Source organism: Pseudarthrobacter sp. NamB4, assembly GCF_005796185.1.
Taxonomy (GTDB): domain Bacteria; phylum Actinomycetota; class Actinomycetes; order Actinomycetales; family Micrococcaceae; genus Arthrobacter.
On sequence record NZ_VAHM01000001.1, the window covers coordinates 301,556 to 322,024 of the forward strand.

Consider the following 20,469-nt stretch of genomic DNA (forward strand, 5'->3'; position numbering starts at 1 on the left):
AATAGGCGAGTGACCACAACCTATAACTGCAGCATTGACGACGAGCGCGCCAAGGGACTTGAGCACGCCCAGCGTGCCATCAGCGAGAAAAAATGCGTGGTGTTTCCCACGGACACCGTCTACGGGATTGCCGCCGACGCCTTCTCGCCGCAGGCAGTGACCATGCTGCTGGTGTCCAAAGGACGTAGCCGGACCATGCCGCCGCCCGTCCTGATTCCGCGCATCAATGCCTTGGACGGGCTCGCTACGGAAGTCTCCGCTGAGGCGCGCAAGCTGGCCGAAGCGTTCTGGCCGGGCGGCCTGACCCTGATCCTGCACGCCCAGCCGTCCCTCGACTGGGACCTCGGCGAGACCAAGGGGACGGTGGCCCTGCGCATGCCGGACGACGAGGTTGCCCTTGAGCTGCTGACCCTCACCGGCCCGCTTGCAGTTTCCTCCGCGAACCGGACCGGCCAGGCCCCCGGACAAACCGCCGCAGCTGCCCGCGAGCAACTCGCCGACTCCGTTGAGGTCTACCTCGAGGGCGGTCCGCGGCCAGTGGAAGGCGAGGCTGCTGTACCGTCCACCATCGTTGACGCCACAGGTCCACGCCTGCGTGTTGTCCGGAACGGGGCTGTCAGCCTGGACCAGCTCCGCCAGCATGTGCCCGGTGTCCTGGGCCTCGGTGAGATCCCGATGGCGGAAGAGGAACCGGCCGAAGAGGAGCCCGCTGAAGGGGAACTGGCGAAAGAGCCGGCTGCTGAACCGGGACCGGTGGAAGCAGCGCCGGCTCGGGATACCGAATCTTGATGGCGCTGGACCGCCAGCGGATTCCGTTGCTTGAGGTTGAGGCAACCCCGCTGCGCGTTCCGGAACTGGTGGACGAACTCAGCCGCTACATTCGGGAGGGCTCCAAGCGCACCGTGCTGGGCCACAACCTGCACAGCGTGACGCTCACGCTGTCGGACGAGGGCTTCCGCACGCTGTATCAGCAGAGTGACGTGGTCCTGCTGGACGGCGCTCCGGTGCTCTGGCTGTGGGGGAGGACCGGGAAAGCCGAAGGCCCCGTCATGGACTACCGGCTGGGCTCCACGGACTGGCTTCCCGCACTGGACCAGGTGCAGGGACTTGAACGCATAGCCGTACTCGGGGCCGGATCGGCCGCCAACGCCGGAGCTGTCAGAAGGCTCCAGTCGCTGGTTCCCGGCGCCCGGGTTACCGGTTTTCCCGGCGAGGGCTGGAACGAGGATCTTGAGTCCAAGGCCTTGGAATGGCTGCACCTGGAGCAGCCGCAACTGGTGCTGCTCGGACTCGGGATGCCCCTGCAGGAGAAGGTTTTGGAGCGGCGCCTGAATCAGATGCCGCCCGCCATCTACTGTGCGGTGGGTGGAGCCATCGAACAGCTGGCCGGTTTCCAGAAGCTCGCCCCGCGCTGGTTGGGCCGGCTGGGTCTTGAATGGGCCTGGCGCCTGCTGCTTCATCCGCGCAGGGTTGCCTACCGCGTGCTCGGGGAACCCTGGGTCCTGCTGTGGCTTCTGGCATCACGAAGGGTTAAGCGGCAACTGCCCGGGCGCAGGCGCTAGGAGCTTCAGCGAAAAAGCGCCCGGAACTCAGGCGCTGGACTTTTTCGCCCGGCACTTGAACGTGAGGGCACGCCCAAACCTAGAACTTCTGGTCCTCCAACGGGGCAAAACCCTTGCCGCGGAGTCCGGTAGTGAAGGACCGGGCCCAGTCCAGGAAGCCGGCAAGGTCCCGTCGCTGCGCGAAATAGCCCAGGTAGCCGCCGACATCAGCGACCAGCGACTTCACGCGAAAATACCTGCGGATGAGGTATCCGCGGTTCCGGTAGTAGTAGTACCGCTTGAACGCCGATTCCGGGACAATGACATGCCAGCCCGCGCCGAAGACGTGCTGCGTCTCAGAAAAGGCATGCGGGTGGGTGATGGCTGTGGTTGTCACCGTTCCGAACCTGATTCCCGCCTTGCGCAGCCGGATGGTGAAGTCCACTTCGTCGCCCCGAATGAAGAGCCGCATGTCCGGCAGGCCTACCTTGAAGAAGACGTCGGAGCGAATCAGGGCCCCGTTGAAGAAGTGCCCGTCGTTGGGAAGGAAGCCAAGCTTCTCAACCTCTGCACGGTCATGCGTCACCTTGCCGTCGAGCCGGAAGAAGAAGGAAAGCCGGTCCGGCTGCCCTGGCGTCGTGACCAGCGGAACCACCGCCTCAAGGTCGCGTGCCTCAGCCTCCCGCAGCAGCGTGGCGAGGCATTCCGGATCGGCCGGCTCGGCGTCGTCGTCCATCATCCAAATCCACCTGGCACCGCTGGCAACTGCTTTCAGCGCCGCCAGCGCAAATCCGCCGGCGCCGCCAAGGTTCGCTTCAGAGCGAACGTAATCGACGTTTGGATGCTGCTCAGCCACGTCGGCGGCAGGGGTTGTACCGCTGTCAACCAGGCAGATGGTGTCCACCGATGCCGTTTGGGCGTTGATGGAATTGAGTAGAACAGACAGTTCCTTCGGCCGGTCGAAGGTCACGGCGGCCACTGCTATGCGGGGGGTCATTTGGGGTCCTTTCAGCATGGCTGACAGGGATCTCCCCGCTCGCACTGCGCCAGTGTGGCGCGAAGCCATGAAGCTGTTGGCGCTAGTATCTTTGACTAGAGTCCACTGTAATACAGCCCTGTAAGGCACCCAGTACTGCCTGCTGCGCGCCCGGCGACGGAGAAGTTTCATTTATCGAAGAACAGATTCCCGGCCAGTGAGCCCATCGGCGAAGGACCAACTGCAAATGCGGTGCCAGGGCTTTGGCCTTGCCTCCGAAACGGCCTCTGCCCCATGATCATGTACCTGCTGATGGGGCTGACGGCCGCCGTCGTGTCCTATGCAGCCACCTGGGGCGCGCGCGTCATCGGCCACCGGCTCGAACTCCATTTGCCCATCCGCAGCCGTGACATGCACTCCGTTCCCGTGTCCAGGCTCGGCGGAGTGGCGATCTTCCTGGGCGTGATGGTGGCGCTGATCGTCGCCAGCCAATCGTTCTTCGTGAAGGACATCTACCGCAACAACTTCTCGCCCTGGGGCGTCCTGGCCGGCGCTGCCGTCATAGTCCTGGTGGGCGTTGCGGATGATCTGCTGGACATCCGCTGGTGGGTCAAACTGATCGGCCAAAGCGTTGCCGGCCTCACTGTTGCCATCTGGGGTGTACAGATGACCATCGTGCCGTGGGTGCCGGAGCCCATTTATCTTGAGAATGAGACGGTCCGGGTCCTGCTGACGGCCGGACTGATTGTCACCACAATGAATGCGTTCAACTTCATTGACGGCCTGGACGGGCTTGCCGCGGGCGTGGCCGTCATTGGCGGAACCGCGTTCTTCTTTACCGCTTACTGGGTACACCGCAACGCTGTCCTGCTGGATTACTCCGACCTCGCAACCCTCATCACCGCGGTTCTGGTGGGCAGTTGCCTGGGGTTCCTGCCACACAACTGGTTTCCGTCCAAAATCTTCATGGGTGATTCCGGTGCCATGCTCATCGGGCTGCTCATGGCTTCCGCCGGTGTTGTCTCCACGGGTCAAATCACCTCGGGCCTGTACGACAGGGCCAACGGTATCTCCACTGTGATCCCCATCCTGCTTCCCTTCGCAGTCCTCTTCCTCCCGCTGCTGGACCTCGGTCTGGCCGTAGTCCGCCGCACTGCCCGCGGCCGCTCGCCCTGGTCTGCGGACCGGGGCCATCTGCACCACAAACTGCTGGACATCGGCTATTCGCACCGCACCGCCGTCATCCTTATGTACCTCTGGACCGGGATCCTGTCTTTCGGGGGACTGGCCTTTGCCATCTTCCCCTGGCAGATCGTGCTCTCTGTGGACCTCTTTGCCACCTTGGTCATGGGACTCATCACCGCGTGGCCGTACCTTGCGCGCCGGGGGGACGAGACAGCCGGCAAAACCCCGGCGTGACCTGTGTGCGGAAATATTTCTATCTCGTGTAGAATTTAGGGGCAGCCAAAGCTGCCCCTCCACACCAGCCTCATGGTGACCTTCCTTTAGTGACGATTGGGATCGCATGACCTCCAACGCCGAGTCCGGACGCCTGTCCGGCAAAGGAGACGTTGGCGCATCCGGCCCCACCCGTTCCCTGTGGCTGCACCTCCTCAAGCTGAGCACGACGGCGTCCGCTGCCGGGGTGCTGCTCCTCGCCGTGCTTGCCGTGTTCCTGCAGGGCGCGGACGGTGCGCTGTCCAGCACCTCGGGCGGATTGCTGGTGATGCTCTTCTTCGGAATCAGCCTCCTGGTAGGACACTTCGTGGGCCGCAGCAATCCGTCCGGCGCCGTCGGCATGTTCGTCGCAACCTACTTCACTAAGGTCGTCGGCTTCGCCGTGGTCCTGTTCGCGGTGGGTGCTCCGCAGTGGCTGCACGGGAGCTGGTTCGTCGCCGGCGCGGTGACGGCCGTGGTGCTCTGGCAAGCGTCAGAACTATACGGTTTCAGCAAAGCGCGCCTTCAGATCTACAACGATCCAGAAACCAAGGAAACCCCTAATGCGTGATCGGAAGAAGCCCGGCAAAGGCAGCAACCGCAAGCCCGGCGCACGCACCTCTGCACCCGGTGTGTCAGCCGATGGAACCAACGGCGGATACAACGCCGGCATGGCCGTATTCAGCTACATCATTGGCGGAATCATCGTCTGGAGTTTGATAGGGTGGGGACTGGATTACGTGTGGGGAACGCGCTGGATCGTGCTCGCAGGCGCTCTGCTTGGAGCCGTCGGAGGTTTTTACCTTTCCCACATGCATGGCCTAACCAGTTCTCGCAAAAATACTGGGGAGCGCCATGCTGCCAGCGGGCCGTCCCAGGACGGCGACACTAATGCCGAATAATTTCACAGGGGGAACAGCAGGCCTTCAGGCTGCCGGTCCCCGCCCAACGCCCAACGATGGACACTGCAGAGAGGAAACGCGTTGATCGCGCTTGCGCTCCCGGCCCAAGATTCAGGAGAGTTTACTCCTCCTGGTATTAACGAAATGCATTTGCCGGCAATCCTGCCGTGGGGTGCCGCAGAAGGATTCTCCAAGCAGATGCTGCTGGTCCTCCTCTCTGTCGTCATAATCGCCGCCTTCTTCGTGCTGGCCGCACGTAAGCAGCAGCTGGTACCCGGCAAGCTCCAGTTCGCCGGCGAAGCCGCCTACGGCTTCGTCCGCAACGGAATCGCCAAGGACATCATCGGCGGCAAGGACTTCATCAAGTACGTCCCCCTGCTGTTCAGCCTGTTCTTCTTCATCCTGGTGAACAACATTTACGGTGCCATCCCGCTGCTCCAGCTCCCGACGTTCTCGCACGTTGGCGGCGCCTACGTACTGGCCGGCCTCGTCTACTTCACCTGGATCGGCATCGGCCTGAAGAAGAACGGTATCCGTTACTTCAAGCTCGCCACCGTGCCTTCCGGTGTCCCGTGGTTCATCCTTCCGATCGTGATCCCGATCGAGATCATCTCGAACTTCCTGGTCCGGCCTGTGACGCACAGCCTCCGACTTTTCGCCACCATGCTCGCCGGCCACCTGATCATGATGATCGCCGGCTCCGGCATCGAGTTCCTGGTCATGCAGGAGAACATCCTGCTGAAGGGCACGTCCCTCCTGGTCCTGGTCGGCGCGATCGCCCTGTACATGCTCGAAGCACTGATCATGGTCCTGCAGGCGTACGTCTTTACCCTGCTGACCGCGATCTACATCGAGGGCGCGCTCCACGCCGACAGCCACTAAGGCATACCTGCCGTACGGCTCATCGCCGGCCGGCACCCAACAGACTTCCCCTCGCGGGGATAGAGCAACCCAAACAACCTGCCACACGGGTGGCATCTTGAAAGGAAGAAAAATGGAAGGCAATCTCAACCTCGTAGGTTACGGTCTGTCCGCAATCGGCGGTGGTATCGGTGTTGGCCTCGTATTCGCTGCTTACATCAACGGTGTTGCACGCCAGCCGGAAGCACAGCGCGTGCTCCAGCCGATCGCGTTCCTCGGCCTTGCGCTGACCGAAGCCCTCGCCATCCTCGGCCTGGTCTTCGCCTTCGTTCTCTAGTCCTAGAGCGAAGCGAACTTACAGAACCGAGTAGAAAAGGACGGGTGAAACATGAATCAGCTGATCATCTCAGCCGCCACTGAGGGCGAAGTCAACCCCCTGATGCCCAACCTCTGGGAAATGGGCGTTGTCCTCGCGGGCTTTCTCATCCTCTTGTTCATCGTGGTCAAGTTTGTTGTCCCGATGTTCGAAAAGACCTTCGCCGAGCGTGCCGAGGCCATTGAAGGCGGCATCGCAAAGGCTGAAAAGGCCCAGGCTGAGGCGTCTGCTGCACTCGAAGAGTACAAGCAGCAGCTGACCGACGCCCGCGCCGAAGCCAACCGCATCCGTGAGGAAGCCCGTGCCGAAGGTGCCCAGATCCTCGCGGATCTGAAGGAGAAGGCAGCTGCAGAGTCTGCCCGCATCACGGCCCAGGCCCACGCCCAGATCGAGTCGGAGCGCCAGGCGGCCGTTGTGTCCCTGCGTTCCGAGGTGGGCACCCTGGCCACCACCCTTGCCGGCCGCATCGTTGGTGAAGCACTCAACGACGACGCACGTGCAGCCCGGGTAGTGGACCGTTTCCTGGCAGATCTGGAGACCCAGAACGCAGGTGCAGCTAAGTAATGGCAGGCGTATCGAGCGAATCGCTGGCAACAGCGCTGGCAGCGTTGGAGGCAAAGCTTCCGACGGCGTCGCTGCAGCTGGCAAAGGAACTCTTCGGAATTCTGGGAATGGTGGACAGCTCGGCTGGCTTGCGCCGCGCCCTGACTGACCCGTCCCGCAACGGTGACGAAAAGTCGGCGCTGGTCAGGCAGCTGGTTGGCGGAAAAGTCTCCGCTGATGCTGCAGACATCGCGGGCGGGCTGGCCAGCTCACGCTGGGCAAGCGCCCGTGATATCGGCGATGCACTCGAGACTCTTGCCGCAACGGTGGTCATTTCCGTTGCTGAAAACAAGTCGGCCGTTTCTGCCTCCGGAATCACTGGCCTGGAAGAGCTGGAGAATGATCTGTTCTCCTTCAACCAGGCTGTGGCCTCCAGCCACGAGGTACAACGTGCTCTGTCCGAACCACAGGCCAGCGCCGCCGCCAAGGCTGCGCTTGCCGAGAAGCTTGTGCCCGGCGTGAGCGAGGAAGCCAAAGTCCTCATCACCCAGGCCGTCACCCAGCCCCGCGGCATCAAGCCCACCCGGCTGGTTGAGCGGTTCGCCGAACTGGCGGCCAAGCGGCAGCAGCGCTGGATTGCAACGGTCAGCGTGACCCGTCCCCTGACGCAGACGCAGCTGGCACGCCTACAGGCGGGCTTGAATGCAATGTATGGGCGGGAACTCAAGGTTAACGTAAACGTTGACCCGGCACTCATTGGCGGCATCCGCGTCCAGGTCGGTGACGAAGTGCTTGACGCTTCGGTCATCACCAGGCTGGGCGAGCTGCAACGCCAGCTGGCCGGCTAGCCGGACAAGCACAACCCAACTGATAGAAACCCCGGTCACCGTGGACAACGGTGGCCACAAAACAGGAGAGCAGGGACTGCAGATGGCCGAATTGACCATCAACGCCGACGACGTCCGTAATGCGCTGAACGAGTTCGCGGCGTCCTACGAACCCGGAAACGCAGAACGCGTAGAGGTCGGCCGCGTAACCACCGCTAGTGACGGCATCGCCCGTGTTGAGGGCCTTCCCTCGGTCATGGCGAACGAGCTGCTTCGCTTTGAGGACGGCACCCTGGGCCTGGCCCAGAACCTCGACGTGCGCGAAATCGGCGTCATCGTCCTCGGCGACTTCACCGGCATCGAAGAGGGCCAGGAAGTCCACCGCACCGGACAGGTCCTGTCCGTTCCCGTGGGCGACGCCTTCCTCGGCCGCGTGGTGGACCCGCTTGGCGTGCCCATCGACGACCTCGGCGAGATCAAGGCCGAGACCACCCGTGCCCTGGAGCTCCAGGCTCCGGGCGTGACCCAGCGCAAGTCGGTGCACGAGCCGATGCAGACCGGACTCAAGGCAATCGACGCCATGATTCCGATCGGCCGCGGCCAGCGCCAGCTCATCATTGGCGACCGCCAGACCGGCAAGTCCGCCATTGCCATCGACACCATCATCAACCAGAAGGCCAACTGGGCTTCCGGCGACGTGACCAAGCAGGTCCGCTGCATCTACGTGGCCATCGGGCAGAAGGCGTCCACCATCGCCGCCATCCGCCAGACCCTTGAGGACAACGGGGCGCTGGAGTACACCACCATCGTGGCGTCTCCCGCGTCGGACCCCGCAGGCTTCAAGTACCTGGCACCGTACGCCGGCTCGGCCATCGGCCAGCACTGGATGTACGGCGGCAAGCACGTCCTCATCGTGTTCGATGACCTGTCCAAGCAGGCTGAAGCCTACCGCGCCGTGTCGCTGCTGCTGCGCCGCCCGCCGGGACGCGAAGCCTACCCGGGCGACGTCTTCTACCTGCACTCCCGTCTCCTGGAGCGTTGTGCAAAGCTGTCCGACGAATTGGGTGCCGGTTCCATGACGGGCCTGCCGCTGATCGAGACCAAGGCGAACGACGTGTCCGCCTACATCCCGACCAACGTCATCTCCATCACGGACGGCCAGATCTTCCTCCAGTCGGACCTCTTCAACGCCAACCAGCGTCCCGCTGTTGACGTGGGTGTCTCTGTGTCCCGCGTTGGCGGTGCCGCACAGGTGAAGTCCATGAAGAAGGTCTCGGGTACGTTGAAGCTGGACCTGGCACAGTACCGCGACATGCAGGCCTTCGCCATGTTCGCGTCCGACCTGGACGCCGCATCCCGCCAGCAGCTGACCCGTGGCGCACGCCTGATGGAACTGCTCAAGCAGGGCCAGTACTCGCCGTTCCCGGTCGAGAACCAGGTTGTTTCCATCTGGGCCGGCACTAACGGTTACCTGGATGACGTTCCGGTTGAGGACATCAGCCGCTTCGAAAGCGAGTTCCTGGACCACCTGGGCCGGAAGTCCTCGATCCTCACCACGCTGGCGCAGACCAACGTGCTGGACGACGACACCGCAGCCGCTTTGAAGTCCGCGATTGTTGACTTCAAGAAGGGCTTCTTCGGCGAGGGTGACAACCACCTGGTAGGCGCTGGCCACGAGGAACACGACGCCATCTCCGAGGGCGACGTTGACCAGGAAAAAATCGTCAAGCAGAAGCGCTAATTCCACTGACCGGGTGGGCCGGGCCTGAAGGGCCCGGCGCACCCGGTTTACGGAATGTTAGGAAAGGATAAGTATGGGAGCTCAGATCCGGGTCTACCGCCAGAAGATCAGCTCGACCACGTCGATGCGCAAGATCTTCAAGGCGATGGAACTGATCGCTACCTCGCGCATTGGCAAGGCCCGTGCGCGCGTAGCAGCTTCACTGCCTTACGCGAACGCGATCACGCGCGCCGTTTCTGCTGTCGCCAGCCAAAGCGAAGTCGACCACCCGCTGACTACTGAGCCGGAGCAGATCCGCCGCGCCGCCGTCCTGGTAATCACCTCGGACCGTGGCCTGGCAGGTTCCTACTCGGCAAGCGTGCTCAAGCAGGTGGAGGGTCTCAACGAGCTGCTCCACGCTGAAGGCAAGGAAGTCAAGACGTACCTCGTCGGACGCAAGGCCCAGGCCTACTTCGAATTCCGGAACCGTGAATATGCACGGGTCTGGACCGGAGGGACCGACGCACCCGAGTTCACCACCGCGCGTGAAGTCGGCGAAGCACTGCTGGCAGATTTCGCTACCGACTACGAAGAGGGCGGCGTGGACGAAATCCACGTGGTGTACACCCGCTTCAAGTCGATGGTTACCCAGGAGCCCACGGTCATCCGACTGCTTCCCCTGGAAGTAGTGGAAGAAGAGGCAACTTCTGAAGCGGACCTGTTGCCGCTGTACGAATTCGAGCCGGAGGCGGAGCGCGTTCTTGACGCCCTGCTCCCGCGGTACATCGAATCACGCATCTTCGCGGCAATGCTGCAGGCGGCTGCTTCCGAGCTCGCCGCACGCCAGCGGGCCATGAAGTCCGCGGGCGACAACGCTACGGATCTCATTAAGAAGTACACGCGTCTGCGCAACACGGCCCGCCAGGCTGAAATTACGCAGGAGCTTTCGGAGATTGTTGCCGGCGCCGACGCACTCGCGTCCTAGCCTGCAGCCTTTTCGGATTCCGCTGGACCTGCACCAGCACAGATAAACTTAACCCCACGCCATCTACTGAGTGAAGTGAGAGAGATGACTGCCACTGCTACCGAACGCGTAGCCGCGACGGCCGGTGCCACCGGCCGCATTGCGCGCGTAATCGGCCCGGTTGTCGACGTCGAATTCCCGGCTGACGCAATCCCGTCCATCTACAACGCACTCACCACCGAGATTACTCTCAACGGTGAGACCAAGACCATCACGTTCGAGACCTCCCAGCACCTGGGTGACAACCTCGTCCGCGCCATCTCCCTGCAGGCAACTGACGGACTTGTCCGCGGCACGTCGGTAGTGGACAGCGGTGCGCCCATCTCCGTGCCGGTTGGCGACGGCGTCAAGGGCCACATCTTCAACGTCCTGGGCCAGCCCCTCGACGTTGCCGAGTCGGAACTGGAGATCAGCGAACGCTGGCCCATCCACCGCAAGGCCCCGAACTTTGCCTCGCTCGAAGGCTCCACCGAGATGCTCGAAACCGGCATCAAGGTCATCGACCTCCTCACCCCGTACATCAAGGGTGGAAAGATCGGCCTGTTCGGCGGCGCCGGCGTGGGCAAGACGGTCCTGATCCAGGAAATGATTACCCGTGTTGCCCGCAATTTCGGTGGTACCTCGGTATTCGCCGGTGTTGGCGAGCGTACCCGTGAAGGTAACGACCTCTGGGTTGAAATGGAAGAGGCAGGCGTCCTCAAGGACACCGCCCTGGTATTCGGCCAGATGGATGAGCCGCCGGGAACGCGTCTGCGCGTGGCCCTGTCCGCCCTGACCATGGCGGAGTACTTCCGCGATGTCCAGAACCAGGACGTGCTGCTCTTCATCGACAACATCTTCCGCTTCACGCAGGCAGGTTCCGAGGTTTCCACCCTTCTCGGCCGTATGCCGTCCGCCGTGGGCTACCAGCCGAACCTGGCTGACGAAATGGGCCTCCTCCAGGAGCGCATTACGTCCACCAAGGGCCACTCCATCACCTCAATGCAGGCCATCTACGTCCCCGCAGATGACTACACCGACCCGGCACCGGCAACCACCTTCGCACACCTCGACGCGACCACGGAACTTTCCCGTGAAATCGCCTCGCGTGGTCTGTACCCGGCCGTTGACCCGCTGACGTCCACCTCCCGAATCCTGGACCCCCAGTACATCGGCAAGGATCACTACAACACGGCTGTTCGTGTGAAGCAGATCCTGCAGAAGAACAAGGAACTCCAGGACATCATCGCCATCCTTGGTGTTGACGAACTCTCCGAAGAGGACAAGATCGTCGTGTCGCGTGCACGCCGCATCCAGCAGTTCCTCTCGCAGAACACCTACACCGCCAAGCAGTTCACCGGCGTTGAAGGCTCTACGGTTTCCATTAAGGACACCGTTGAAGGCTTCGCCGCCATCTGCGACGGCGAGCTTGACCACATCGCGGAGCAGGCGTTCTTCAACGTCGGCGGCCTCGATGACGTTGAGCGCCAGTGGGCCAAGATCCAGGAACAGACCAAGTAACATGGCTGAGCTTGAGGTTGAGATTGTCGCAGCAGACCGGTTCATCTGGTCCGGAGCGGCCAAGATGGTCAAGGCCCGCACCAGCGATGGTGAAATCGGAATCCTGCCCGGCCACTCGCCCCTGCTGGCGATCCTGGCCGAGGGTGAACTGGCCATCCAGCCGGTGTCGGGAGACCGTATTGCGGTAGATGTTGACGGCGGGTTCTTCTCGGTGGACAACAACCGCGTGGTCATTGTTGCCGACAACGCCCATCTGGCCGGCTCGGCGACCGCTGGGATCCGCTAGCACCACCTTGATGGACGCATCGAGTCTTCCGTTCATCGCTTTGGCAGTCGCTTTTGGATTGCTGATATTTGCACTGTGCCTTTCGGGGGTACGCCGCTTCAACCTGCGGCGTGCCCTCGGCACGGTGGACGCCTCCATTTGCATGGCTGGAAACAGCTGGCAGATGGGGGTTTGTCGTTACCAGGACAACGACCTTGAGTGGTTCCGGCTGCTCTCGTTGAGTGTCCGGCCCAAGCACAAGTTCAAACGGCATTCACTGGAACTGCTGGGCCGCCGCAAGCCCACCGAGGCCGAGGCAGTCAAGGTACAGCCCGACGTCGTCATTGTGGAGCTGCGGTACGAGGGCAAGGACCTGCGCCTTGCCATGAAATTCGACGCCTACACCGGGCTTTCATCCTGGCTCGAGGCCGGACCGGTCATCGGCGTGGGCACCTGGCGCTAGCCGCGTGGAGTGGTTTTTCGAGATCCGGCTCATCGACGGGCCCGTGTACTGGCTGGCCTTCATCCTCGGCCTGGCCGGCGCCGTTTACCTGCTCTGGCCGCCCAGACCTCTTACCACGCGTGGCTGGGTGCTCAAGGTCCTTGCTGCCGTGGCTGCAGCCTTCGCCCTGGTGGCCAGCGTCCATTGGGCGCTGATCAATGTCTTCTCGGTTTTCCCGGACAACGTTCCCGATACCGTTCTGCTCTGGATAGTGCCTGCCCTCGCCGCCCTGATCCTGTTGGTCGTGCGGATTCCCCGGACCAGGTGGGGCAGCCGCATCACAGGCCTGGCCGCTGTCCTCATGGTGGCCGCGCTTTCTGCGGTGCAGGTCAACGCCTACTTTGGCCTCAACCGTACGGTCAGCGATCTCTTCGGCACTGAACTGGCGCGGATTCCCACGCTGGAAGCTGAGCTGCAACGGCAGCCGGGGGAGTCCGACGGCGTTCCCCTCCAGGGCTGGTCAGTGCAAGGGAACGTGCCGGCTGAGGGCGTGCTGCGGAAGTCCGCCATTCCCGGTAAGGCCTCCGGGATGAACACCCGTGAAGCGTACATTTATCTTCCACCGGCCTACTTTGCCGACAACCGTCCGGCCCTTCCTGTCCTGGTCCTTGTGGCGGGACAGCCCGGTGGTCCCGCAGACTGGCTGACCGGCGGCACCCTGCAGGTACACATGGACGCGTATGCCCGCTCGCACCGGGGAGTAGCGCCCGTAGTGGTTGTCCCCGACCCAAATGGTTCGCAGTCCGCCAACACCATGTGCATGGACAGCCGGATTGCCCGCGCGGACACCTACCTGTCCCAGGATGTGCCGCAGTGGATCAAGTCCACGCTCGCCGTCGATACCGACCACAACCGGTGGGCTGCGGGAGGCTTTTCGTTCGGCGGCACCTGCGCCCTACAGCTGGGAACCCGGCATCCCCAGCTGTTCCCCGCCGTTTTATCCTTCTCCGGCGAGGCAGAGCCCGCGATCGCAAAGGAACGCGAAAAGACCATCGAGGCTTCCTTTCCCGGCGACCCTGAAGCATTCAACCGGCAGACGCCCCTGGCCATCATGAAGGAGCGGCGCTTCGACGGCAGCGGCATGTACCTGACCGCCGGCCAGGACGATCCGGAGTTCGTGGCCTATCTGCGCACCCTTGCGGCAGCCGGGAGCGAAGCCGGCTTCACTGTCCGCGCCCACGAAGTGGAGCACACCGGCCATTCCTGGGACACGTCCTCGAAGCGCATCGCGGACGCACTGGATTTCCTGGCCGAAAGATGGGGGATCACGGGGTGAGCGCCGAGCGGCAGGTCCGCACTGTTGCCCTCGCCTGGTCCACAGTGGGACGGCCGGCCCTCCATCAGGCTGCGGAAGAGCTGAAATCAACACCCTTCACACTGGCCGTACTCGCTGTCTTTCTTGCGGCCGGCGCGGTGACAGGCAGCTTCCTGGCAGGCCCGCCCGAACACCTGCTGGGCTTTGCCGGCGTCAGCGGTCCCGGGCTGCGGGAGGGCAACTGGTGGTCACTGTTCACGAGCCTGTTCTTCGCCACTAACCCGTTGGCCTACCTGACCGCCTCGCTGATGATCGTGCTGCTGCTGGGGCTTGCCGAACGCAAACTGGGAACACGGGCAGCTGTTGCACTGCTGCTCGGCGGACAGTTTGCGGCCGTCACGCTGTTCCTGCTGGTGACCCAGCTTGCCGGATATCTGGGAGACGGCTGGCTGGACCGGATGGCCGACGATATCCTGATCGGCCCCTATGCGCCCCTGCTGACCGCCGGGCTTGCCGGCAGTGCCCGCCTTCCCGTCCTGTGGCAGCGAAGGCTGCGGACAGCGGTGCTGTCCGTCTCGCTCCTGCTGGTCCTGTACGTCGGGCATGCCGAAACCGTCATCGGCCTGCTGGGCGCCATGCTGGGGCTGGTGGCAGGATGGTGGATCCAGGGGGACCAGGGCCAGCTGCACCGGCACCGCTCCACCGGCCGGGAAACCAGGAACCTTCTGGCGCTGACCGTTGCCGTCTTTGCCGTGGGACCGATCCTCACCGGGATTGCGCGGGCGCCCACAGGCCCGCTGGCCCTGCTGCGCGATGTGGTCCTGAATCCGCTGCCGACGCTCGGGCAGCTCGCACTTAATTGCGGTGCCACGGTCGAGTCGTCCTGCCTGGAAGCCGGCAGGGCGGGGTTTGCAGGGCCGTTCGGCCTCGCGCTGGCGGTGGTTCCGGTGGTCCTGCTGCTGATCTGTGCTGACGGCATGCGCCGCGGCAGGCGGTTGGCCCTGAATATCGCCCTCGCCATCCAACTGGCGGTCACAGCGCTGGCTGCTGTTTACCTTGCCCTCTTCGCGCTGGTGCCCTCCCGGGTCTCCCGCCCTGACGCGGCTCCGATGGGCTCAGCCTTCGCCCATGTACTTCCGCTCGTGGTGGTGCCGCTGCTGCTGGCCCTGGTCCTCTGGCTTAACCGGCGGCAGTTCCGGGTGCAGACGGCGCCCTCGGCCCGCCGGGTGCTCGCGGGCGTGGTGGGAGGAACCTGGCTGGCCCTCGCCGGTTCCTACACTGCGGCCTGGTTGTGGTCTGGAGGACTTTCCCGGGACGGCGGCATGCTGGGACTTCTTGCCGAGCTGGCCCGCCAGTATGTCCCCATTCCCATCCCGCAGCATTATCACCGTGTTTTCGCGGACCGGAACAGCCTGGAGTCGCTGCTTTTTGCCGCTTCGGGGCCGGTGTTCTGGGTCATCGCGCTGGCCGCCGTTTGGTGGGTGCTGCTGGGCAAGGCGCACGGCAGTGATTCAGGCACAGAGGACAGGGAGCGGGCCCGCGGGCTGCTGCGGCAGGGCGGCGGGCCTCTCTCCTGGATGGCCCTGTGGGAACCCAACAACTACTGGTTTAGTCCGGACGGCGAAGGAGCCGTGGCTTTCCAGCAGCACGGCAGTGTTGCCCTGACTCTTGGCGGCGCCTTCGGCCCCAAGGAGACGCAGCAGAAGGTGACGGAAGGATTCCTCGCCTACTGCCGGGCGCATGCGCTGATCCCCGCACTCTACTCATGCGACGGCGTGATGTGGCCGGCGCTGCAGGAGCGCGGGTTCTCCCGCGTGACAGTGGCCCAGGAGACCCGCCTGCCCATCCGTGAACTCGAGTTCAAGGGGAAGGAATGGCAGAACGTGCGGACAGCGCTTAACCGCGCCGCCAAGCTGGGGGTGCGTGCAGTGTGGGGGCCTTACCACTCCCTGCCGGCACTCCTGCGGACCAGGCTTAACGAGGTATCCGAGGAATGGGCGGCCGGGAAGTCCGTCCCCGAGATGGGCTTCACTTTGGGCGGAGTGGATGAGCTTGAGGATGGGGAGGTACTGTGCTGCCTCGCCGTTGACGGCCACGGTACAGTTCACGGGGTAACCAGTTGGCTCCCCGTTTACGACGGCGGGCGGCTGGTCAGCCGGACACTGGACGTCATGCGCCGGGGCGCCGAAGCCTTTCCGGGGGTGATGGAATTCCTCATAGCCTCTGCCGTGCTGGAGCTGCGCGGATCCGTGGAGGTCATCTCCCTCTCCGGCTCCCCGCTGGCAAGTCTTCCCGGTGAACCCGCAGCCCGGAGCCCGGAGGGAACGGATGTTGCCCGTTCCGGTGATGATGCAGCTGACGAACAAGGCGGTGGCGGCAGCCAGGCGGGGCCGGAGAATCTGGTGCGGATCCTGGACCTGGTAGGGCACGCGCTTGAGCCCGTCTACGGATTCCGGTCCCTGGCGGCATTCAAGTCAAGGTTCAAGCCTGAATACCGGGCACTGTACCTCTACTATCAGGATCCGCTGCACCTGCCCGCCATCGGCAGGGCACTGACCCGCGCCTACCTTCCGGGGCTCTCACTTGCACAGGGGGCGCGCCTGGTGCGGAAACTGGTCAAGTAAGCGGGCCTGCCCCTGCCGAAATGCTGTTCGATGCGGCTGGATTCGGCCTTTCCCCCAAGGGCGCCGGTAATCCCGGAAAAGGTTTAAAGTAGTGGTCCCCGGCACTATTGCCGGGGACCATTACTGCATTGCAGGCCGCGGGTGCAGCCGGGTTCGCAGGGACTAGACGACGGTTACGCCGGTAGCCTGGGGACCCTTGGCGCCCTGGCCGATTTCGAACTGAACGCGCTGGTTCTCGTCGAGGGTCTTGAAGCCGCCGGTCTGGATTTCGGAGTAGTGAACGAAGACGTCACCGTCGGAATCATCCGGGGTAATGAAGCCGAAGCCTTTTTCAGCGTTGAACCACTTGACGGTTCCCTGTGCCATGTATTTCTCCTCATTGTGGAACTTTTTTAAGATCGGCACACCTCGTACCGGCCTTGGTCACTCCGCGAGAAGAATCCTGAATACCTTCCCCTAAAAGGGATCCGGTGCTGCAGGAGCTTCGCGCTCGCAACATGTCTTGCGAGCATGAAAAACACCTACACAAAGACTGAGATAAGAATTTCACGCCCATTCCCGCAGGTCAACGGTTTGGGGTTCGAATCGGATAAATTTTGGGGAAAATGCTGCTTAATGCGCATATCAGAGGCTTATTAGGGTGGATCGGGCCGCTGGGGGTGCCGTTAGAAAAGCCTGGATTCGCTGTCGTCCACGCCGCGCATGGCATCGTAATCCAGCGTTACGCAATCAATTCCGCGGTCATTCGCCAGCACCTTGGCCTGCGGCTTGATCTGCTGCGCGGCAAAAATCCCGCGGACGGGCGCCAGCAGCGGGTCGCGGTTGAGCAGCTCCAGGTAGCGCGTTAGCTGCTCAACGCCGTCGATGTCGCCGCGGCGCTTCAGTTCGATGGCTACAGTGGCGCCGTCAGCATCCCGCGCAAGGATATCCACGGGGCCGATCGCCGTGAAGTATTCGCGGCGGATGAGGGAGTAGCCGGCTCCCAGTGTTTCGATCTGTTCCGCCAGGAGCCGCTGCAGGTCCGCCTCCACGCCGTCCTTGATCAGGCCGGGGTCGACGCCCAGGTCATGCGATGACTCGTCAAGCTTCTCGTGGATGTTGATGATCAGCCGGTCGTCGGTTTTTGCCGACTGGACGGTCCACTGTTCCACGACCCCCAGTTCAAGGTCCACCTCTTCCGGGGAGGAAACCCGCAGGGTGGCCGGCGGGCTCATCCAGTTGAGCGGCTTGTAGGAACCGCCGTCGGAATGGACCAGGACTGAGCCGTCCGCCTTCACCAGCAGGAGCCGGGTTGCCAGGGGGAGATGGGCTTTGAGCCGGCCAACGTAATCAACGGAGCATCGGGCTATGACAAGTCGCACGCCGTACAGACTACCGCCTGCCGCCGCAGCGGCTGATCCCGACGGCGGCGCTGCAGGTCCTCCGCGCGCGGCGGTTGGCGGGCGGCTGGGGCAGAATGGAGGCATGCCGCGTTCCAACCGTCCCCGCCGCCCGGTGTCCGGAAAAGGCACAGCCTCCGGAAGAAACGGTGCCGGCAGGAAGCGTGGCGGAGAGGCTGCCGAGCTGGACCTGGAGCGTGCCCGCGCCGGCATAGCCCGCCGGGAAAGCGCTCCCGACGGCGAGTGGATGGTCCGCACCATAACCGCCAGGAACGCCGGGAAAACCTACATCTGCCCCGAATGTTCCACAGCAGTGCTTCCCGGCGTGGCCCATTTGGTCGTCTGGAAGGACGACCACCTGTTCGGCGCTGCGGCGGGGCTGGCCGAGCGGCGGCATTGGCACACCAACTGCTGGATGTCGCGCAGTTACCGCTACCGGTAGGGGCGGCGGGCAAAGCCGCGCCGCCTGTCGCTAAGCTGGCATGCATGACTTTTGATCCGGCGTCGTACGAGTTCCGCCAGGCAGCAGGCCCCACTCCCATCCGTGCCTCCACCGTGCTTCCGGCGAAGCGCGAAAATGTGGAGCTGCGAACGGAGGACGGGCACACCCTGGTGGGCGAGCTCGCACTGCCTGATTCCGGGCCGGTCAACGCCACGCTGATCACCCTGCACCCGCTGCCCACGCACGGCGGCTTCATGGACTCGCATGTCTACCGCAAGGCCTCCTACCGACTCCCGGCCCTGGCTGGCATCGCCGTTCTGAGGTTCAACACCAGGGGAACCGCCTCGCCGCGCGGCACCAGCAGCGGGAGCTTCCAAGAGGGGATTGGGGAACGGCACGACGTCGAGGCGGCCGTGCGCTTCGCTGTGGAACGGGGCCTGCCCAACCGCTGGCTGGTGGGATGGTCCTTCGGCACCGAACTCGCCCTGATGTACGGGGCAGTGGAGCCGGTGGCCTCCCTGATCGAAGGGGCCATCCTGCTCTCACCCCCGCTGCACCGCGCCACCGACAAGCACCTGCTCCTGTGGGCTGAATCAGGGAAGCCGCTCACGGTCCTGGTGCCGGAGCACGACGACTACCTCAAACCGGACGAAGCGGCCGGCCGCTTCAGCCTCGTTCCGCAGGCGCGGGTGGTGGGCGTGGACGGCGCCAAGCACCTGTGGGTGGGGGAGAAGCATGCCGCCCGGGTCCTCAACGAAATCGTGGACGAAGTCAGCGAGGCAGGTTCAGGCCCTGCCGGACTGCCGCAGGAGTGGAACGGGCCAGCGGCCACCGCGTCCGCCTAGGCTGGCACGGCCGCCTGCGTGGGTGGCGCCGGTCCCGGTGGGCAGCGTCTGTGCTGCCCCCGGCGGGCTGCTTCAGTGCTGGTCCTGGCGGACAATGTAAATTTCCCGGATGAGCAGCAGCACCGCTGCTGCGGTGGGGATGGCGATCAGGGCACCGAGGACGCCGAGAAGGCTGCCCCCGGCGATCACCGAGATCACTGCCACAGCGCCAGGTACGGCCACGGCCTTCTGCATAATGCGCGGAGAGATGAAGTAGGCCTCGAACTGCAGGTAGGCGAAGTAGCAGATACCGTAGATGGCTGCCGCTTGCCAGCCCTCGGTCAGCGAAACGAGCAGCACCACGATGCCGGCAATCATGCCGCCCACCAGTGGAATGAACGCGAGCAGCGCCACTACGAATGCCAGCAGCAGTGCGAAGGGAATGCCCACGATGGACATCACGATGAATGCAAACGTCGCGTTCAACAGCGCGACCGCTGCCTGGCCGATCACGTAGTTGCCCACGGAACGGGTGATTTCCTCGGACAGGGCCTCAACCCGGTGGCGGCGGGACCGCGGCGCCAGCCGGTAGCCCCATCTCTTCATGGCGGGCAGGGCTGCCAGGAAGTACAGGCTCAGCACCAGGACAACGAGCGTGCCGAACAAGCTGTTGGCCACGGTGGAGCCAAAGCCCACCACGCCGCCGAAAATGCCGCCCAACGCTGCTGGATCATTGACGAACTTGTCCAGCTCCTCCGTGACCCGTTCGCGGACGCCGAACTGGTCATCGAGGCTTCGGAAGAAGTCCGAGTCAATGAAGTCCCGGATCCACACCGGGGCCTGCTGGACGATCTCCGTGACCTGCTCCACGATGGTGGGAATGAGGGTGGCGAAGAAGCCGACGACGGCGCTCACCAGGACTGTGACGGATACCAGGATTCCGGCCGGGCGCGGGATTTTCCGGCCTTCGAGCCAGCCCACCACCGGTTCCAGTCCCAGCGCGATGAACAGCGCAGCCACGATCCACAGCAGCAGCTGCGTGGTGTTGGAACCGATCCAGTAAACCAGTAGGGCAAGCCCGACGCCCACCGTACCCATGAAGCCCAGGTACAGCGGATGCTGCGGCGAGATCCGGGGGCCAGGGCTGCCGAACTGCGGCTGCACTTCGCCGTCCGTGCGGTCCCTGTCCCCGTTCTGGAGCGAGTACTCGGGCGGCATTTCGAAGCGGAGCCGGGGCTGGGCTCCGGGCAGGGGCTGCCGCAGTCGGTGTACCAGCAGTCCAAGGGCGGCGGCGGCCGGGTTCTTCCGGCGGGCAGCCTCAGGATCCTGCGGAGCGGCCGACGGCGGCTGCCCACCCCCAGAATTCTCGGGTGCCGCGGAGGACTCGTCCGTCTTGTCAGTCACTGTTGTTGGGGGCCTGTTCCGTGCGTGGCACCGCCTGCGCGTGCCGGTGTGATGATCATCGCAAACA

General features: G+C 63.8%; 22 protein-coding genes. 18 read left to right on the forward strand and 4 right to left on the reverse strand.

The features are described from left to right. Nucleotides 1–9 precede the first annotated feature (9 nt). A complete protein-coding gene (locus tag FDW81_RS01330; RefSeq protein ID WP_138132321.1) occupies nt 10–789 on the forward strand; it encodes an L-threonylcarbamoyladenylate synthase in 780 nt (259 codons plus the stop codon). Further along, nucleotides 789–1,562, forward strand: a complete 774-nt coding sequence (locus FDW81_RS01335) for a WecB/TagA/CpsF family glycosyltransferase (protein ID WP_138132322.1) — start codon at nt 789–791, stop codon at nt 1,560–1,562. The genes FDW81_RS01330 and FDW81_RS01335 overlap by 1 nt, the downstream gene beginning before the upstream one ends. A gap of 79 nt (nt 1,563–1,641) precedes the next feature. On the opposite strand, the gene FDW81_RS01340 is transcribed toward FDW81_RS01335, so the two are convergent. Next, complete coding sequence (locus tag FDW81_RS01340) at nt 1,642–2,538, reverse strand: glycosyltransferase (protein ID WP_138132323.1); 897 nt, start codon at nt 2,536–2,538, stop codon at nt 1,642–1,644. Nucleotides 2,539–2,811: 273 nt separating this feature from the next. Between FDW81_RS01340 and FDW81_RS01345 the strand changes: the two genes are divergently transcribed. From FDW81_RS01345 to FDW81_RS01410, 14 genes are all read left to right on the forward strand, one after another. Then, nucleotides 2,812–3,936, forward strand: a complete 1,125-nt coding sequence (locus tag FDW81_RS01345) for an MraY family glycosyltransferase (RefSeq protein WP_138132324.1) — start codon at nt 2,812–2,814, stop codon at nt 3,934–3,936. Nucleotides 3,937–4,042: 106 nt separating this feature from the next. Further along, entirely contained in the window at nt 4,043–4,525 is a 483-nt protein-coding gene (locus FDW81_RS01350; RefSeq protein ID WP_138132325.1) for a hypothetical protein, read from the forward strand. Then, the gene (locus tag FDW81_RS01355) at nt 4,518–4,856 is read left to right on the forward strand and encodes a hypothetical protein (protein ID WP_138132326.1); all 339 of its coding nucleotides are present in this window, start codon (nt 4,518–4,520) and stop codon (nt 4,854–4,856) included. The genes FDW81_RS01350 and FDW81_RS01355 overlap by 8 nt, the downstream gene beginning before the upstream one ends. 81 nt (nt 4,857–4,937) lie before the next feature. After that, entirely contained in the window at nt 4,938–5,738 is an 801-nt protein-coding gene (gene atpB, locus FDW81_RS01360; RefSeq protein ID WP_138132327.1) for a F0F1 ATP synthase subunit A, read from the forward strand. Between the two features lie 112 nt (nt 5,739–5,850). After that, nucleotides 5,851–6,054, forward strand: a complete 204-nt coding sequence (gene atpE, locus FDW81_RS01365) for an ATP synthase F0 subunit C (protein ID WP_009356484.1) — start codon at nt 5,851–5,853, stop codon at nt 6,052–6,054. 51 nt (nt 6,055–6,105) lie between these two features. Beyond that, nucleotides 6,106–6,657 carry a F0F1 ATP synthase subunit B gene (locus FDW81_RS01370; protein ID WP_138132328.1) on the forward strand — a complete coding sequence of 184 codons (552 nt, stop codon included), beginning with the start codon at nt 6,106–6,108 and terminating at the stop codon, nt 6,655–6,657. Further along, nucleotides 6,657–7,484, forward strand: a complete 828-nt coding sequence (locus tag FDW81_RS01375; protein WP_138132329.1) for a F0F1 ATP synthase subunit delta — start codon at nt 6,657–6,659, stop codon at nt 7,482–7,484. The genes FDW81_RS01370 and FDW81_RS01375 overlap by 1 nt, the downstream gene beginning before the upstream one ends. Nucleotides 7,485–7,566: 82 nt before the next feature. Continuing rightward, entirely contained in the window at nt 7,567–9,204 is a 1,638-nt protein-coding gene (atpA, locus tag FDW81_RS01380) for a F0F1 ATP synthase subunit alpha (RefSeq protein WP_138132330.1), read from the forward strand. A gap of 73 nt (nt 9,205–9,277) precedes the next feature. After that, complete coding sequence (locus FDW81_RS01385; RefSeq protein ID WP_138132331.1) at nt 9,278–10,168, forward strand: F0F1 ATP synthase subunit gamma; 891 nt, start codon at nt 9,278–9,280, stop codon at nt 10,166–10,168. 84 nt (nt 10,169–10,252) lie between these two features. Continuing rightward, entirely contained in the window at nt 10,253–11,707 is a 1,455-nt protein-coding gene (gene atpD, locus FDW81_RS01390) for a F0F1 ATP synthase subunit beta (RefSeq protein WP_138132332.1), read from the forward strand. Between the two features lies 1 nt (nt 11,708). Then, entirely contained in the window at nt 11,709–11,993 is a 285-nt protein-coding gene (locus tag FDW81_RS01395) for a F0F1 ATP synthase subunit epsilon (protein ID WP_138132333.1), read from the forward strand. A 10-nt stretch (nt 11,994–12,003) separates the two neighbouring features. Then, nucleotides 12,004–12,435: a DUF2550 domain-containing protein gene (locus tag FDW81_RS01400; RefSeq protein WP_138132334.1), complete on the forward strand. Its 432-nt coding sequence runs from the start codon at nt 12,004–12,006 to the stop codon at nt 12,433–12,435. 4 nt (nt 12,436–12,439) lie between these two features. Beyond that, nucleotides 12,440–13,750 carry an alpha/beta hydrolase family protein gene (locus FDW81_RS01405; protein ID WP_138132335.1) on the forward strand — a complete coding sequence of 437 codons (1,311 nt, stop codon included), beginning with the start codon at nt 12,440–12,442 and terminating at the stop codon, nt 13,748–13,750. After that, the gene (locus tag FDW81_RS01410; protein WP_138132336.1) at nt 13,732–16,353 is read left to right on the forward strand and encodes a bifunctional lysylphosphatidylglycerol flippase/synthetase MprF; all 2,622 of its coding nucleotides are present in this window, start codon (nt 13,732–13,734) and stop codon (nt 16,351–16,353) included. The genes FDW81_RS01405 and FDW81_RS01410 overlap by 19 nt, the downstream gene beginning before the upstream one ends. 162 nt (nt 16,354–16,515) lie before the next feature. On the opposite strand, the gene FDW81_RS01415 is transcribed toward FDW81_RS01410, so the two are convergent. After that, nucleotides 16,516–16,719 (reverse strand): cold-shock protein, encoded by a 204-nt coding sequence (locus tag FDW81_RS01415; RefSeq protein ID WP_003804766.1) that lies wholly within the window; start codon nt 16,717–16,719, stop codon nt 16,516–16,518. A gap of 299 nt (nt 16,720–17,018) precedes the next feature. After that, nucleotides 17,019–17,714, reverse strand: a complete 696-nt coding sequence (gene nucS / locus FDW81_RS01420; protein WP_138132337.1) for an endonuclease NucS — start codon at nt 17,712–17,714, stop codon at nt 17,019–17,021. Nucleotides 17,715–17,817: 103 nt separating this feature from the next. Between nucS and FDW81_RS01425 the strand changes: the two genes are divergently transcribed. Both FDW81_RS01425 and FDW81_RS01430 read left to right on the forward strand, forming a co-directional pair. Then, complete coding sequence (locus FDW81_RS01425; protein WP_138132338.1) at nt 17,818–18,174, forward strand: ATP/GTP-binding protein; 357 nt, start codon at nt 17,818–17,820, stop codon at nt 18,172–18,174. A 44-nt stretch (nt 18,175–18,218) separates the two neighbouring features. Next, on the forward strand, nt 18,219–19,019 hold the full coding sequence (locus tag FDW81_RS01430) for an alpha/beta hydrolase (RefSeq protein WP_138132339.1): 801 nt from the start codon (nt 18,219–18,221) through the stop codon (nt 19,017–19,019). 72 nt (nt 19,020–19,091) lie between these two features. On the opposite strand, the gene FDW81_RS01435 is transcribed toward FDW81_RS01430, so the two are convergent. Beyond that, a complete protein-coding gene (locus FDW81_RS01435; protein WP_138132340.1) occupies nt 19,092–20,402 on the reverse strand; it encodes an AI-2E family transporter in 1,311 nt (436 codons plus the stop codon). Between the last annotated feature and the right edge of the window lie 67 nt (nt 20,403–20,469).